Origin of the sequence: Curtobacterium sp. VKM Ac-2887, assembly GCF_015350935.1 — a bacterium.
Lineage (GTDB): Bacteria > Actinomycetota > Actinomycetes > Actinomycetales > Microbacteriaceae > Curtobacterium.
In genome coordinates this window covers 107287-123054 of sequence record NZ_JADKSB010000012.1, presented here as the reverse complement: position 1 = coordinate 123054, position 15768 = coordinate 107287, and the positions used below count along the sequence as shown (strand labels likewise).

11 protein-coding genes are annotated in these 15768 nt (G+C 70.0%); 8 read left to right on the top strand and 3 right to left on the bottom strand.

Annotation, left to right across the window (positions count from 1 at the left end):
* Nucleotides 1-64 precede the first annotated feature (64 nt).
* The 6 genes from ITJ69_RS14570 to ITJ69_RS14545 all read left to right on the top strand — a co-directional run bounded on the left by ITJ69_RS14570 (nt 65) and on the right by ITJ69_RS14545 (nt 9751).
* Entirely contained in the window at nt 65-244 is a 180-nt protein-coding gene (locus ITJ69_RS14570; protein ID WP_111087009.1) for an SPOR domain-containing protein, read from the top strand.
* A 120-nt stretch (nt 245-364) separates the two neighbouring features.
* Nucleotides 365-1702 carry a type I glutamate--ammonia ligase gene (gene glnA / locus ITJ69_RS14565; RefSeq protein ID WP_111087010.1) on the top strand — a complete coding sequence of 446 codons (1338 nt, stop codon included), beginning with the start codon at nt 365-367 and terminating at the stop codon, nt 1700-1702.
* Nucleotides 1703-1715: 13 nt separating this feature from the next.
* Complete coding sequence (locus ITJ69_RS14560; protein ID WP_194673117.1) at nt 1716-4667, top strand: bifunctional [glutamine synthetase] adenylyltransferase/[glutamine synthetase]-adenylyl-L-tyrosine phosphorylase; 2952 nt, start codon at nt 1716-1718, stop codon at nt 4665-4667.
* 503 nt (nt 4668-5170) lie between these two features.
* Nucleotides 5171-6772 (top strand): glycosyltransferase family 2 protein, encoded by a 1602-nt coding sequence (locus tag ITJ69_RS14555; protein WP_134193674.1) that lies wholly within the window; start codon nt 5171-5173, stop codon nt 6770-6772.
* Nucleotides 6765-8327: a glycoside hydrolase family 26 protein gene (locus ITJ69_RS14550; protein WP_194673116.1), complete on the top strand. Its 1563-nt coding sequence runs from the start codon at nt 6765-6767 to the stop codon at nt 8325-8327. Before ITJ69_RS14555 ends, ITJ69_RS14550 begins: the two co-directional genes overlap by 8 nt.
* Nucleotides 8324-9751, top strand: a complete 1428-nt coding sequence (locus ITJ69_RS14545) for a UDP-glucose dehydrogenase family protein (protein WP_159574061.1) — start codon at nt 8324-8326, stop codon at nt 9749-9751. Before ITJ69_RS14550 ends, ITJ69_RS14545 begins: the two co-directional genes overlap by 4 nt.
* Before the next feature lie 359 nt (nt 9752-10110).
* On the opposite strand, the gene glnA (ITJ69_RS14540) is transcribed toward ITJ69_RS14545, so the two are convergent.
* Complete coding sequence (glnA, locus tag ITJ69_RS14540) at nt 10111-11535, bottom strand: type I glutamate--ammonia ligase (RefSeq protein ID WP_111087015.1); 1425 nt, start codon at nt 11533-11535, stop codon at nt 10111-10113.
* Nucleotides 11536-11677: 142 nt separating this feature from the next.
* On the opposite strand from glnA (ITJ69_RS14540), the gene ITJ69_RS14535 reads away from it, so the two are divergent.
* On the top strand, nt 11678-12133 hold the full coding sequence (locus ITJ69_RS14535; RefSeq protein ID WP_123292673.1) for an RDD family protein: 456 nt from the start codon (nt 11678-11680) through the stop codon (nt 12131-12133).
* Between the two features lie 292 nt (nt 12134-12425).
* On the opposite strand, the gene ITJ69_RS14530 is transcribed toward ITJ69_RS14535, so the two are convergent.
* The gene (locus tag ITJ69_RS14530; protein ID WP_194673115.1) at nt 12426-13139 is read right to left on the bottom strand and encodes a DUF4191 domain-containing protein; all 714 of its coding nucleotides are present in this window, start codon (nt 13137-13139) and stop codon (nt 12426-12428) included.
* A 128-nt stretch (nt 13140-13267) separates the two neighbouring features.
* On the opposite strand from ITJ69_RS14530, the gene ITJ69_RS14525 reads away from it, so the two are divergent.
* Nucleotides 13268-14098, top strand: a complete 831-nt coding sequence (locus ITJ69_RS14525; protein ID WP_159574063.1) for a hypothetical protein — start codon at nt 13268-13270, stop codon at nt 14096-14098.
* 101 nt (nt 14099-14199) lie between these two features.
* Here the strand turns inward: ITJ69_RS14525 and sucB are convergent, their stop codons facing one another.
* Nucleotides 14200-15714: a 2-oxoglutarate dehydrogenase, E2 component, dihydrolipoamide succinyltransferase gene (sucB, locus tag ITJ69_RS14520; protein ID WP_194673114.1), complete on the bottom strand. Its 1515-nt coding sequence runs from the start codon at nt 15712-15714 to the stop codon at nt 14200-14202.
* Nucleotides 15715-15768 lie beyond the last annotated feature (54 nt).

Sequence of the window (15768 nt, the reverse complement as noted above, 5' to 3'; positions counted from 1 at the left end):
CCCGGTGCCGGTCCGCCGGACCGGCACCGGGCCTCCAGGCCGTCACCTGGGTACGGTGGGCGGCATGAGCGACGAACGCATCGAGTCCCAGTGGTGGTTCAACGACAAGACCGGTCAGGTCGAGCAGGGTCCGCAGTCCCCGCAGCGTGACCGCATCGGCCCGTTCGACACGCGCGAGGAAGCGCAGCACGCGCTCGACCGGATCGCGGCGAACAACGAGAAGTGGGACGCCGACGACCAGTGACGCACCGGTGACGGCACGGTGACGGACCACTGACGCGTCGCACGGCCCCGCGCACGCCGCGGGACCACTAGCCTGGGACGAGGCCCGCCCGCGGCCACCCGATACACGGAAAGGTCGTGCATGGACAAGCAGACGGACTTCGTGCTCCGCACCATCGAGGAGCGCGGCATCAAGTTCATCCGACTCTGGTTCACGGACGTCATCGGGACGCTGAAGTCGGTGGCGATCGCCCCGGCCGAGGTCGAGGGTGCCTTCGCCGAGGGCATCGGGTTCGACGGCTCCGCGATCGAGGGCCTGTCCCGCTCGTACGAGGCCGACGTGCTCGCGCACCCGGACCCCTCGACGTTCCAGATCCTGCCGTGGCGCGGCGAGGTCGACCCGACCGCGCGGATGTTCTGCGACATCACGACGCCGGACGGCCAGCCCGCCGTCGCCGACCCGCGCAACGTGCTGAAGCGCACGTTGGCCCGGGCGAGCGAGCGTGGCTTCACGTTCTACACGCACCCCGAGATCGAGTTCTACCTGCTCAAGAGCCGCGAGTGGAAGGACGGCGGGCCGCAGCCCGTCGACCAGGCCGGCTACTTCGACAACGTCCCCGGCGGCAGCGCGCACGACTTCCGTCGCCGTTCCGTCCGGATGCTCGAGGACCTCGGCATCTCGGTGGAGTTCAGCCACCACGAGGCCGGGCCTGGCCAGAACGAGATCGACCTCCGCTACGCCGACGCACTGACGATGGCGGACAACATCATGACCTTCCGCACGGTCGTGAAAGAGGTCGCGATCGAGCAGGGCGTCTACGCGACGTTCATGCCGAAGCCGATCTCCGGCCAGCCGGGTTCGGGCATGCACACGCACGTCTCGCTCTTCGAGGGCGACCAGAACGCGTTCTACGAGGCCGGCGGCGAGTACCAGCTGTCCCGCACCGCCAAGCACTTCATCGCCGGTGTGCTCAAGCACGCACCGGAGATCACCGCGGTCACGAACCAGTTCGTGAACTCGTACAAGCGCCTCTGGGGTGGCGACGAGGCCCCGTCCTTCGTGACGTGGGGCCACAACAACCGTTCGGCGCTCGTGCGCGTGCCGCTGTACAAGCCCAACAAGGGGCAGTCCTCGCGCATCGAGTACCGCGGCATCGACTCGGCGGCGAACCCGTACCTGGCGTACTCGCTGCTGCTCGCTGCGGGGCTCAAGGGCATCGAGGAAGAGTACGAGCTGCCGGCCGAGGCCGAGCACGACGTCTGGAGCCTGACCGACGCCGAGCGTCGTGCCCTCGGGTACAGCCAGCTGCCGTCGAGCCTCGACCACGCCCTCAGCCTGATGGAGGACTCCGAGCTCGTCGCCGAGACGCTGGGCGAGCACGTGTTCAACTTCGTGCTCCTCAACAAGCGCCAGGAGTGGAAGCGCTACCGCGACCAGGTCACGCCGTTCGAGCTCGACACCAACCTCGGCGCCCTCTGAGCGAGCGCACCACATGACCGGTCGGACGACGTCGTCGCGTTCCGAGTTGGCCCGCCTGGGCTTCGCCGAGCTGTCGGAGAGCCTGGAGCGGATCGCCGACCTGGAGGCGCGGTTCGGCTCCGTCGTGCCGCTGCCGGTCAGCGGCACCCCGGCGCTCTGGGGCATCACCGCGGATCCCGACGGCGCGCTGCGGCTGCTGGAACGGCTGCTGGAGCGTGCTCCGGACGAGCTCCGCCCCGTCCTGACGGACGAGGCCGCGACGGAGCGGCTGATCCGCCTGCTCGGCGCCTCGGTCGGTCTCGGCGAGTTCCTGCACCGTCGTCCTGCCGAGCTCGCACTGCTGCTCGAGCCCGTCGTCGCACCCTGGTCGCAGGAACGGTACACGGCGTCCCTGCTCGAGGCGATCGACGGTGCCACCGGCGAGGACGCACGGATGTGCCTGCGGGTGCGGTACCGCCGGCACCTCGCGCAGATCGCCCTGTACGACGTGCTGCACTCGTCGCCGACCGAGGCGTTCCCGGCCGTCGCTGCCGGACTGGCCGACCTCGCCGGGGCAGCGCTCGACGCCGCGGTCGACGTCGCCCGGCGCGAGGTGCCGTTCCCGGCCGCCGACGTCGCTGCGACCCCGCTCGCGGTGATCGCGATGGGCAAGGCCGGCGCTCGCGAGCTCAACTACGTCAGCGACGTCGACGTCATCTTCGTCACCGAGGCCACCGACGACATCCTCACCGACCGTGCCGTCCGCATCTCGACGCGGATCGCGATCGCCGCGACCCACACGATCACCGACCTGGCCGCCGAACCCGGTCTGTGGGAGGTCGACGCGAACCTGCGACCGGAGGGCAAGGACGGCGCCCTCGTCCGCACGCTCGACTCGCACGTCGCGTACTACGAGCGCTGGGCGAAGTCGTGGGAGTTCCAGGCGCTCCTCAAGGCCCGGCCGATCGCCGGCTCGGCCGACCTCGGCGCGCGCTACGCCGAGGCCGTCGCACCGTTCGTCTGGAGCTCGTCGGCGCGCCCCGGGTTCGTCGAGTCGGTGCAGCGGATGCGCGAGCGCGTCACCGACCACATCCCCGACGGCGAGGTCGACCGGCAGCTCAAGCTCGGTCCGGGCGGCCTGCGCGACGTCGAGTTCACCGTGCAGCTCCTGCAGCTCGTGCACGGTCGTGACGACGAGTCCGTGCGCGTCCGTTCCACCCTCGAGGCGATGGACGCCCTGACCGCGGCCGGGTACGTCGGACGCGCCGAGGCCGCCCACTTCGGTCCGGACTACGCGCTGCTCCGGGTCCTCGAGCACCGTATCCAGCTCCGCCGACTGCAGCGGACGCACCTGATGCCGACCGACGAGGAAGAACTCCGCGTCCTCGCCCGGTCGAGCGGTCTGGCCACCTCGGCCGCAGCCCTCGAGACCCGGTGGCGCGCGGTCAAGCTCGAGGTCCGCGGCCTGCACGAGCGGCTGTTCTACCGTCCGCTGCTGTCCGCCGTCGCCACGACCGAGGGCGAGATCGTGCTGACCGACGACCAGGTCGTCGACCGGCTCGCAGGCGTCGGGTTCGTCGACCCGCCCGGTGCGCTGCGGCACATCCGGGCGCTCACCCAGGGCACGAGCCGACGTGCGGCGATCCAGCGCAACCTGCTGCCGGTGCTCCTGCGGTGGATGGCCGAGGGGCCGGCGCCGGACCGGGCCCTGCTGGCGTTCCGACGGCTCAGCGACACCCTGGGGGAGTCCAGCTGGTTCCTCCGGATGCTCCGCGACTCGTCCGGGGCTGCGCACTCGCTGACCACCGTGCTGTCGGAGTCGGCGTTCCTGTCCGGTCTGCTCGAGCGGTTCCCGGAGGCCGTCGCCTGGCTCGACGAGCCCGAGTCGCTCCTGCGTGCCCGCCCGATGGACTCGTTGCTCGCCGAGATGACCGCGACGACGGCGCGGCACGGCAACGACGTCGACGGTGCGGCCAGCCTGCTGCGCTCGGCGCGCCGCCGCGAGACCCTGCGCCTCGGCATGGCTGCGGTGCTCGGCCACCTCGACGTGGACGCCCTGGGTGCTGCACTCAGCGACGTGACCGAGGCGACGCTCGCCGGGGCCCTCGCGCTCGCCCGGCGGGACGCCCCCGCGGACTTCGAGTTCGGGATCATCGCGATGGGCCGCTACGGCGGGCGTGAGCTCGGCTTCGGCTCCGACGCCGACGTGCTTTACGTGTACCGCGCGCCGGACCTGGCGACCGAGGTGGCCTCCCGGACGGCACAGACCATCGTGCGCGAGCTGAACCGGCTCACCGAGGACACCGTCCACCCGCTCGACCTCGACATCGACCTGCGCCCCGAGGGCAAGAACGGCCCGGTGGCGCGCACGCTGGAGTCCTACGGCGCCTACTACGCCCGGTGGTCGCTGACGTGGGAGGCGCAGGCGCTGCTCCGTGCCCGCGGGGCAGTCGGCGACGACCAGCTGCTCCGGGACTTCGAGCACCTGGCCGACCGCACGCGCTACCCGGAGCGGATCGACGAGAACGAGGTGCGCGAGGTCCGACGCATCAAGGCCCGCGTCGAGTCCGAGCGACTGCCACGTGGGGCCGATCCGGCTCGCCACCTGAAGCTCGGGCGCGGATCGCTCAGCGACGTCGAGTGGTTCGTCCAGCTCCTGCAGCTGCAGCACGCCCTCGAGTTCCCCGCGCTCCGCACGACCTCGACGCTCGAGGCGCTCGACGGTGCCGTGGCCGCCGGGTTCGTCAGTGCCGACGACGGCGAGCGGCTCGGGGCGGCCTGGCGTTTCGCCTCGCGGACGCGCAGTGCGCTGGTGCTCTGGTCGGGGAAGACCACCGACGTCCTGCCCGTCGACCGCGTCCAGCTCGAGGGCGTCGCGCGGCTGATGGAGTACCCGCCCGGCTCGGCGAGCGAGCTCGAAGAGGACTATCTCGGCGTCACCCGACGTGCGCGGCAGGTCTTCGAGCGCGAGTTCTACGGCGCCTGACGCGGCACCGACACGCCCGGGCATGCTCCCAGGACGCGAAGGTGACGAGTCGTCGCAGGTTAATTCCCCGTGTCGCGCACCGTCCCCCGTTCGTTTCGGACTGTACCCCGATCCGGACAGACGGGCCGGTCGTTACCGCGCTGTGACCACCACGCGCCGGGCCGCCGGCGGACGTGCCAGAGGTCCGCGCCGACTCGCCCGGTGACCATGTCGTGAACAGGGGTTTCCCGGTGCGGTGATCCGCGCCTCCCGGCAGTGTTCGACGTCCACCAGGGTGAGTGACAGGGTGAACGCGGTCCGCAGGAGTGCTGTCAGCACGAGGGGGGACCACCGGTCCCGGTGGAGATGGGGACAAGTGTGTACCCCGTAACGCGTTCGAAACGCCCCCGGACGGGGGTCGCGTTGCGCTGGGGTTCAGGTTTCTGCGTCAATGGGGTCACCCGAACCGACCCTGATTCCCCAACGTCGCGGAATCTCCATCTCGAACGTTGAAGCAGGGATCAGTGTTCACCTTCATTCTGCAGATCAGGCAGATGGTCGAAGGCCACCCCGAGTTCTACCTGTTCGCCGTGTACTCCGCGGTGATCTGGTTGCTCTGGTTGGTCAAGGTCGTCATCTCCGCCCGCTACCGCCCGTTCACCGGCACCTTCGTCGGTACCACCAGCGTCGTCGTCCCCGTCGTGGACGAACCGCTCGACCTGTTCCGCGACGTCATCGGTCGCATGGTCGAGCAGCGACCCGGCGAGATCATCGTCGTCATCAACGGCGCCCGCAACGAGGCGCTCGAAGCCGTCTGCGACGAGTTCGCCCCGCTCGTCCGCTGGACCCACACGCCCATTCCGGGCAAGCGCAACGCCGTCAAGGTCGGCACCGAGATGTCCAACGGCGACATCACGGTGCTCGTCGACTCGGACACCGTCTGGACCCCCGGCGCGCTCGAGGAACTCCTCAAGCCGTTCGCCGACGAGTCCGTCGGCGGTGTCACGACCCGACAGCGCATCCTCGAACCCGAGCGCAGCTGGATCACCCGCTGGGCCGACTGGCTCGAGAACTCGCGAGCGCTCTACTCGATGCCCGCGCAGAGCGTCCTCGGGCAGATCGGCTGCCTGCCCGGGCGCACGATCGCCTTCCGGCGGAGCATCCTGATGCGCGTCATGGACAAGTTCATGCACGAGAAGTTCATGGGTGTGTTCCTCGAGGTCTCCGACGACCGCACGCTCACGAACCTCACGCTCAAGGAGGGGTACCGGACCGTCTACCAGTACACCTCGCTGGTCTACACGGACGCTCCGCTGCAGGTGAAGAAGCTGTTCAAGCAGCAGCTCCGCTGGGCCCGCGGCTCGCAGTACAACACGCTGCGCATGCTGCCGTGGATGCTCGGTCACGCCCCGGTGCTCGCGGCGTTCTTCATCACCGACATCATCCTGCCGTTCATGCTCTTCGGTGTGATCGCCGGCTGGATCTACCGTGCCTTCACCGGGCAGGGCGAGAACCTGTACCAGGGCATCCTGTCGCAGTACGGCTTCTCGACGGGCTTCGTCTACGTCGCCGCCCTGATGGTCGTCTCGTCGGTGCTCAGCATGGCCATCCGGCAGATGCGCCACCTGGCCGAGAAGCCGAGTGACTTCTTCCGCCTGCCGATGTTCATCATCGTGTCGACGTTCTTCCTCATGCCGATCCGGCTCATCGGCTTCTTCCGCCTGGCGCACGCGTCCGGCTGGGGGACCCGCGCCGGTGCCTACGCCGGCGGTCCGATGCAGGAGGACCCGTCCGACGCCGCGCAGCCGTCGTCCTTCGGCACCCAGACCCCGGTCAGCCCGATCGACGCCGCGGACCGTGCCCGGGCCGTCGACGGACGCGTGCCGCTCGGGAGCGACCAGGTGGCCGTGGACCGCGCGTTCGACGAGCTCTTCGGGGCCGACGCCACCACCAACTCCACCACGACCGTGCTCGCGACCCGGCGCGAGGCCGCTGCCGCAGCAGCAGTGCAGCCCGCAGCCCCACGGACCGCCCCCGTGAAGGCCCGCCGGTACAACCCGTACGCCGCGATCCCGTACTGCATCGGCATCGCGATCTTCGTCCTGGAGGCCTTCCTCATTGTCTGACATCATCCGCTCCTCCAGTACCTGGTGGGCGCAGTCGAGCAAGCACGCCCGCTGGACGGCCGTCGGCACGACCGCCATCGTCCTCGCCCTCGCCCTCATCACCTGGTCGGTCTGGGTCTCCCCGGCCGGCCCCGTCTCCACCGCCGTGCACCAGGCCCTCGGGGTCACCGCCCCGAAGGCCAAGAAGGTGTCCGCCGCCGAACTGCAGACGCAGCTCGACGCTGCCCAGGACCGCATCTGGGCGCTCGAGGGCAAGCTCGACTCCCGCACCGCCCAGGCCGGGTCGCGTGGCGACCAGATCACGGAGCTCAAGGCGCAGGTCGCGTCGCTCCAGTCCCAGCTCGGTTCCGCGAAGGGCTCGGGAGGCTCGTCCTCCGTCAACGCGTCGGGTTCCGGTGCGAACGGGGCCGGCACCTCGGGCTCCGGTACCGGGTCCGGGTCGGTCGCGTCCGACAACGGGTCGGGCAGCGGCTCCGCCGGTGGATCGGGTACCGGTTCGGGTGGCGGCAACGGTGGGGTGACCAACCCCAACCCCGGCCTCTCGACCGACCCGGGCACCACGCCCGTCGCCGTGCCGACCAAGGCCGAGATCCTCGGGCAGCAGTCGCGCTGGTACGGCCTGTACACCGCGCAGTCCCCGTTCAACTGGGCCGAGTACGACGAGGTCTCTCGGCAGGTCGGCACCGCGTCGAACATGACCGGGTTCTTCCAGGGCTTCGACCAGGCGTTCAACGCGAGTGCGATCCAGCGCTCGTGGGCGAACGGCCGCGTGCCGCTCATGACCTGGGAGACCGCCCCCGCGCAGACCGGCAACGACCAGAAGTACGTCGCCGGCTACACGAACCAGGACATCACCGACGGTGACTTCGATGCGTACCTGACGAAGTACGCCAAGGCGCTGAAGGCCAACGGGCAGCCGATGGTCATCCGTCTCGACCACGAGATGAACGGTTCTTGGTACAACTGGTCCGAAGGTGACGCCCAGCAGAACGCGAAGCAGTCGTACGTGAAGATGTGGCAGCACGTGCACGACGTCTTCCAGGCGAACGGCGCGAACGACTACGTCATCTGGAACTGGGCGCCGAGCCGCATCGACAAGCTCGGCAACGCGAAGTACCAGACGCTCGAGTACATGCAGAACTACTACCCGGGTGCCGACTACGTCGACTGGGTCGGCATGAGCGGGTACTACCGCACGGCCTCCGAGGACCCGACCTTCGCGAACACCTTCGCCGCCACCGTGCAGCAGCTGCGCGAGGTCGCACCGGGCAAGAAGATCCTGCTCAGTGAGATCGGCGCCACCGAGAGCGGCACCACCGTCTCGGGCGGCCAGAAGTCGAAGTGGATCAACTCGCTCTTCGACGCCCTGGCCGACCCCGCCAACGCCGACATCATCGGGTTCTCGTACTTCAGCGAGACCGCGACCACGGTCGTGGACGGCGTCCGCTCCACCAACGACTGGCGACTCAACTCACGAGCCGACTCCCTGCAGGCATTCGCCGAGGGCATCAAGCGCAACGACATCGACTACGACCTGCAGGAGGTCACGCCATGACCGCGTCCAAGAAGTCGCCCCACCAGGCCGACACCCGTCCCGCACCCGTCATCAGCGTCATCGGCACCGGCTACCTCGGTGCCACCCACGCGGCCGCCATGGCCGAGATGGGCTTCGAGACCATCGGCGTGGACGTCGACCCGGCGAAGCTCGCCGCGTTGTCCGCCGGCGAGGTCCCGTTCTTCGAACCCGGCCTGCCCGAGCTCATCACGAAGCACGTCGCGAGCGGCAAGCTCCGGTTCACGGCGGACATCGCCTCGGCCGTCGCCGCCGCGGACGTCCACTTCGTCTGCGTCGGCACCCCGCAGAAGGCGGGCTCGCACGCCGCCAACCTGGCGTACGTCGAGAGCGCCACCCGCGGCGTCGCCGAGAACCTCACCCACCCGGGACTCATCGTCGGCAAGTCGACGGTCCCGGTCGGCACCGCGGCGCGACTGCGCGGCATCGTCCGCGAGTTCACGCCCTCGGGGATCGACGCCGAGCTCATCTGGAACCCGGAGTTCCTCCGCGAGGGCAAGGCCGTCGAGGACACCCTGCACCCGGACCGCCTGGTCTGGGGCGGCGCGTCCGAAGCTGCCGACGCCGTCATCCGCGAGGTCTACGCCGCGCCGATCGGCGAGGGCACACCGGTCATCACCACGGACCTCGCCACCGCGGAGCTCGTCAAGGTGAGCGCCAACGCGTTCCTCGCCACGAAGATCTCGTTCATCAACGCGATCTCCGAGATGTGCGCGATCACCGGCGCCGACGTGTCGACCCTCGCCGACGCCCTCGGGCACGACGCCCGCATCGGCCGGAAGTTCCTGAACGCCGGCCTCGGGTTCGGCGGCGGGTGCCTGCCGAAGGACATCCGAGCGCTCATGTACCGCGCGAACGAGATCGGGGCGGGCCAGGTCGTCGGCCTCATGCAGCAGGTCGACGAGATCAACATGGGCCAGCGTCAGCGGGTCATCGACATGGCGATCGACTCGGCCGGGGGATCGGTGCTGAACCGTCGTGTGGCCGTGATCGGCGCTGCGTTCAAGCCCCTGACCGACGACGTGCGGGACTCCCCGGCGCTCAACGTGGCCGCTGCGCTCCACCTGCGCGGCGCCCAGGTCACCCTCTGGGACCCCGAGGCGATGGAGCCGGCGAAGCGCTCGTTCCCGACGCTGAGCTACGCCGCGTCGATGGCGGACGCGATCGAGGGCGCCGACGTCGTCCTGGTGCTCACCGAGTGGGACGAGATCATCACCGCCGACCCGGTCGCCCTCGGTGACCTCGTCGGTCGCCGCGTCGTGATCGATGCGCGCAACTGCCTCCCGGTCCACGACTGGGTCAAAGCGGGGTGGACCGTCCGTTCCCTGGGGCGGCCCACGCCGGTCACGGGTGCACCCGTGAGCGTCGCAGCGGGGACGAACGACTCGTTGGCCACGGCTCGCTAGTCACCGTTCGCGAAGCGGGGTCCGTGCCGGGCGGCACGGACCCCGTTCCCGTGTGCGCGGTGCCGGGTCGGATCGTGCACAGGTGGTCGAAACGGGCGTACCTGGTCGGAACTTTCGACCAGGTACGCCCGATTCGGCTTCCCAGTCCGGGTGCGATGGGAAGGAACGTGCGTCGCGACCAGCCGGGAGGCCCGGTGCCGGCCCGCCGGACCGGCACCGGGCCTCCAGACGGTCGCCGCAACCGCCCACCCCGCCAAAGCGACACATTCCTGCGGATGGTTCGCGGCACACTGTCGCTGTCGCGGCACACACGAAGGCCCCGCACCTGACGGTGCGGGGCCTTCGTGTGTCAGCGAGGATCAGACGCCGAAGTACAGCTCGTACTCGAACGGGTGCGGGCGCTGCGCCAGCGGGAGGATCTCGTTCTCACGCTTGTAGTCGATCCAGGTCTGGATGAGGTCCTCGGTGAAGACGTTGCCCTTCGTGAGGAACTCGTGGTCCGCCTCGAGGAAGTCGAGCGCCTCGTCGAGGGAGCCGGGGACCTGCGGGATGCCCTTTGCTTCCTCGGGCGGGAGCTCGTAGAGGTCCTTGTCGACGGGCTCGTGCGGCTCGATGCGGTTCTGGATGCCGTCGAGGCCCGCCATCAGCTGCGCGGCGAAGGCGAGGTACGGGTTGCCCGAGGCGTCCGGCGCGCGGAACTCGATGCGCTTGGCCTTCGGGTTGGTGCCCGTGATCGGGATGCGGATCGCAGCCGAACGGTTACCGGCCGAGTAGACCAGGTTGACCGGAGCCTCGAAGCCCTTGACCAGGCGGTGGTACGAGTTGATCGACGGGTTGGTGAAGGCGAGCAGCGCCGGAGCGTGCTTCAGCAGACCGCCGATGTACCAACGGGCCAGGTCGGACAGGCCGCCGTAGCCGTTCTCGTCGTAGAAGAGCGGCTTGCCGTCCGACCAGAGCGACTGGTGGGTGTGCATGCCCGAGCCGTTGTCGCCGAAGAGCGGCTTCGGCATGAACGTGGCGACCTTGCCCCACTGGTCCGCCGTGTTCTTGACGATGTACTTGAACTTCAGGATGTCGTCCGCGGCGTGGACCATCGTGTCGAACTTGTAGTTGATCTCCTGCTGGCCGCCGGTACCCACCTCGTGGTGCGAGCGCTCGAGCTCGAAGCCCGCGTCGATCAGCTTGAGGGTGATGTCGTCGCGCAGGTCGGCGGTCTTGTCGACCGGCGACACGGGGAAGTAGCCGCCCTTGTACGGGGTCTTGTTGGCGAGGTTGCCGCCCTCTTCGTCACGACCGGTGTTCCAGGCGCCCTCTTCGGAGTCGACCGCGTAGAACGACTCGTTCTGGGTGACGGAGTAGCGGACGTCGTCGAAGATGTAGAACTCGGCCTCGGGGGCGAAGAACGCGGTGTCCGCGATGCCCGTCGACGCGAGGTACTTCTCGGCCTTCTTCGCCACCTGGCGCGGGTCGCGGCCGTAGATCTCGCCGTTCCGCGGGTTGTAGATGTCGAAGATCATGATGAGCGTGCGCTCGGCGCGGAACTGGTCCACGTAGGCGGTGGTCACATCGGGGATCAGCTGCATGTCGGACTCGTGGATCGACGCGAACCCGCGGATCGAGGAGCCGTCGAAGAGCTGGCCGACCGAGAAGAAGTCCTCGTCGACGGTCGAGGCGGGGATGTTGAAGTGCTGCTGCACACCCGGCAGGTCCGTGAATCGGATGTCGAGGAACTTGACGTCGGTGTCCTTGATGAAGGCCAGGACCTCGGAGGAATCGCTGAACATGGGGGCCGATCTCCAATGGGTTGGGTGATGTCGGAGGTACCGATCAAGGCACCTCCGACGAGGCTATTGACACGGGGTTTCCCGGACGTGACTGAATTGTTTCGGGCGTGTTACGGGCGGCAGGTCGCCTACGCTTGGGGGCATGGCCCGCAGCTCCTCCAGTCCGTCCGCGCCCTCCGAGCACCCCGACGGCTGGCCGGGCAAGGACCTCGGTCTGCCGGAGGAAGGACCCCGCAGCGTCGGGCGGATCGGACGGCGGATCGTCGCCCTGCTCATCGACGGTGCCCTCGCCGACCTCATCGCCTACGTGACCGGGGTCTGGTCGCCGGTGAACGGTTCCGGGGACATCGCGCACTCGTGGGTGCAGTTGGCGATCTTCGCCGCGCTCCAGGTGCTCTTCATCTGCCTGCTGTCCGGGTCGTTCGGGCACATCTGCGTCGGGCTGCGCGTCGTGCCGATGCGCGGGGGCTACGTGGGGGTGTGGCGTCCGGTCGTCCGGACCGTCCTGCTCTGCCTGGTGGTGCCGGCGCTCATCATCGACCGGGACAGCCGCGGCGCGCACGACCGCATCGCCGGCACGGTGCTCGTCCGCCGCTGACCCGGGCCCGCGCCACCGGCCGCACCGCACGGTGCGAGGTTCGTCGCGGGGCGCTGCGGGGCGCTGTTCTGCACCGTGCGAGGTTCGTCGGCACGTGCGAGGTTGCCCGCTCGGTGCAGCGCGACAGGCTCGCACCGAGCGGGTAACCTCGCACTAAGTGGCCGAAGGCGCACGGTGCGCCCGGCTTGCGCCACCGACCGCACCGACCGCACCGACCGCACCGCACGCAGACTGCAGAACGCCCCCGACCTGGCACGGTCGGGGGCGTTCTGCGTGGTGGTTCGTGGACGGGTCAGCGCGGACGTCCGGCACGGGCACGCATCGGGTCCATGCCCTTCGGGATCGCCGCGGCGGGGCTCTGCGTGAGCGAGTCGAGGCGGTTCGCGACGGCCAGGACCTCGTTGCGGTTGAGTGACTTCTTGAACTTGTTCATGGCACGGGGGAGCTTGTGCAGCGTGAGGGCGTCGTCGCCGTCACCGACGCTGACCACGTGGACCGCGACGTTCGGGACGATGCGCTGCACTTTGCGACGCTCTTCGTCGACCTGACGCTTCAGGTTGCCGCGCTGGCCCTCGGTGATCAGGACGACGCCGGGACGCCCCACCGCGCGGTAGACCGCGGACTGCGAGCGACCGTGCACGGCGACGGGCATCTCGCTGGAGCGCCACTGCCGACGCAGCGAGTTGGAGAGCACCGCACCGACGGCGCCGGGCTGGCCCTCGATCTGCGAGTACGCCGCCCGCTCGGCCAGCCGGCCGAGGACGATGAGGAAGAGCAGCACGCCCATCAGGACACCGGCGACGATCCACAGGATCATCGCGAGCCAGTTCTGGCCCGGGAGCACCAGCGCCAGCACGATGCCGAGGACGACGGGGCCGACGAATGCGAGGGCGAACCACCAGACGGATGACGGGTCGGCCCGTCGGGTCATCTGGAAGACCTGGAACATCTGCTTGAGACGCCCCGGCTCCTTCGCCTTCGTGTCTGTGGAAGTGCTGCGTGCCATGCTGACAGGATACGGCCTCCGCGGTCCGGGGGAGACCGCAGTCGGTCCGGCTGTGCGCGAACACGCGTTGTCCACAGACCGGGCAGGACGGACAGGAGGCCCGGCTCGCCTCCGCCACGCTCGTCACCATGGACCCGAGCACCGACCAGAGCGTCGACGACGCCCGCAGCGACCGTTGGGTCGCGCCGGCCGACGACGCTGCCGTGGCGGCCTGGATCGCGGACCGGTGCGCCACCGGACACCGGCACCTGGTGCCCGTCGAGGCGGTGGGCCGGACCGGGGCCGGCGGGCTCGTGACCCTGCTCGACCGCCCACGCGGCACGCCGCTCCCGGTGGCGCTGGACCGTCTCGGCACCCCGACGACCGGGGTCGCGGTGACCCTCTGCGTCCCGCTCCTCGAGCTCCTCGTCGCGGCCGTGGACGGCGCGGTGCGGCTCGGCGTCGCCGGGATCGACGACGTCCTGGTGGACGACGCGGGCGCCGTGGTGCTGTGCGATCGCCCGGCTGGAGCCGTCCGCGACGGCACGGAGCTGCCCGGTGACGATGCTGCACGGGTCCTCGTACTCGCTGCCCGGGTCGTCTGGGACCGTGTCGACCCGCGCGATCCGAGTCGCGACGAGGTGGACGCTGCGCTCCTCGCGGCGCTCGACGGCGACCGCAGCACCGTGTGCGCGGCGCTCGACGCGGTCCGGGGTGCGGCGCCTCCGCGGCCGTTCCGATGGGCCCCACCGCCAGCCGACCTGGTGTTCGTCGAGGCGGACCCGCCGCTCGACACGACGGGCCCGGCAGCTCGACTGCGCGAGGTCGTCGAGCGCGGCATCCCGCTCGGTGCTGGTCGGCGGTTGCCGCTCCGCCGCGCCGTGGTCGGTGTCGTCGTCGCGATCGGTACGGTCGTCGCCGCGGTGTCCGTGCTCGGTGCCGGAACGGACACCGGGACCGGTGCGGGTGGTGGTGGCTGACGCGCCCGGACACCCCCGGACGCCGACGAACCGGAGCGGGAACGGGAACGGCCCCGGCTCCCCACGAGGGGGAACCGGGGCCGTCGGCCGTGGTGCTGGGGTCAGTACCCGAGGTTGGGGGCGAAGTTGCCCGCTTCCAGGCGGTTCTTGACCGCGACCAGGTAGCGCGAGGCGTCCGCACCGTCGATGATCCGGTGGTCGTACGACAGCGCGAGGTACACGAACGAACGGATCGCGATCGCTTCCTGGCCGTCGACCTTCACGACCGCGGGACGCTTCGTGACGATGCCGGTCCCGAGGATCGCCGACTGCGGCAGGAACACCACGGGGGTGTCGAACAACGCGCCACGCGAACCGGTGTTCGTCAGCGTGAACGTCCCGCCGGCGAGCTCGTCGGGCTTGAGCTGGTTGTTCCGGGTGCGCTCCGCCAGGTCCGCGATGGACTTCGAGAACTGCGCCAGGTCGAGCGAGGCTGCGTCCTTGATGACCGGGGTCAGCAGGCCGCGCTCGGTGTCCACCGCGATGGAGACGTTCTCGGACTCCGGGTAGACGATCTCGTCGCCCTCCACGGTCGAGTTGATCTTCGGGTGGGCCTTGAGCGCCTCGGACGCCGCCAGGGCGAAGAACGGCATGAAGGAGAGCTTCGAACCGGTCTTCTCGAGGAACTCAGCCTTGTGGGCGTCGCGGAACTGCGCCACCTTCGTGACGTCCACCTCGACGACGCTCGTGAGCTGTGCGGTCGAGGTCATCGACTGCACGGCGCGCTCGGCCACGACCTTGCGCAGGCGGGTCATCTTCTCGCGGGTGCCGCGCAGCGGCGAGACCTCGGCGACGAACGGACCGGACGCGGCGGCGGGTGCAGCTGCACCACCGGCGGCCGGGGCCTTCGCGACGGCCGCGAGCACGTCCTCCTTGCGGATGCGCCCGCCGACACCGGAACCGGTGACGGTGGACAGGTCGACGCCCTGCTCGTTCGCGAGCTTGCGGACGAGCGGCGTGACGTAGCCGGAGGCTGCGCCGTCCTGCGTCGGGTTCGGCACCGCGGCGGCGGTGGTCGCGCTCGGCGCGGCCGGTGCGGGTGCAGCAGCTGCCGGCGCTGGGACGGCGGCCGGGGGTGCGGCGGCGGGCGGCGGGACCGGAGCGGCCTGCGGGACCGGAGCGGCGGCGGGCGGTGCGGACGGTGCCTGCGCGGCCGCGGGCTGCGTCTGTCCGGCGGGGGCCGGCTCGGGCTCGGTGGGCTCCGGGGCGGGGGTCTCGGACTCCTGCTCGGTGCTCGGCTCGGCCTCGGGGGCCTCTGCCTCGGCAGCGGCTTCGTTCGAGGACTCGTCGGACGAACCGGAGTCGGACGAACCGGAGTCGGAGGAACCGGAGTCGGACGAGCCGTCGCCGATCTTCACCAGCGCGGTGCCGACCTCGACGGTCTCGTCCTCCTGCACGAGGATCTCCTCGATGACGCCGGCGACGGGCGACGGGATCTCGGTGTCGACCTTGTCGGTCGAGACCTCGAGCAGCGGCTCGTCGACCTCGACCCGGTCACCGACGTTCTTCAGCCATCGGGTCACCGTGCCCTCGGTGACGCTCTCGCCGAGCGCCGGGAGGCTGACGGATTCGCTCATCGGGTGGACTCCTCTTCGCGGGGGGTTGCAGTTGTTGTGGATGTCATTGTCACA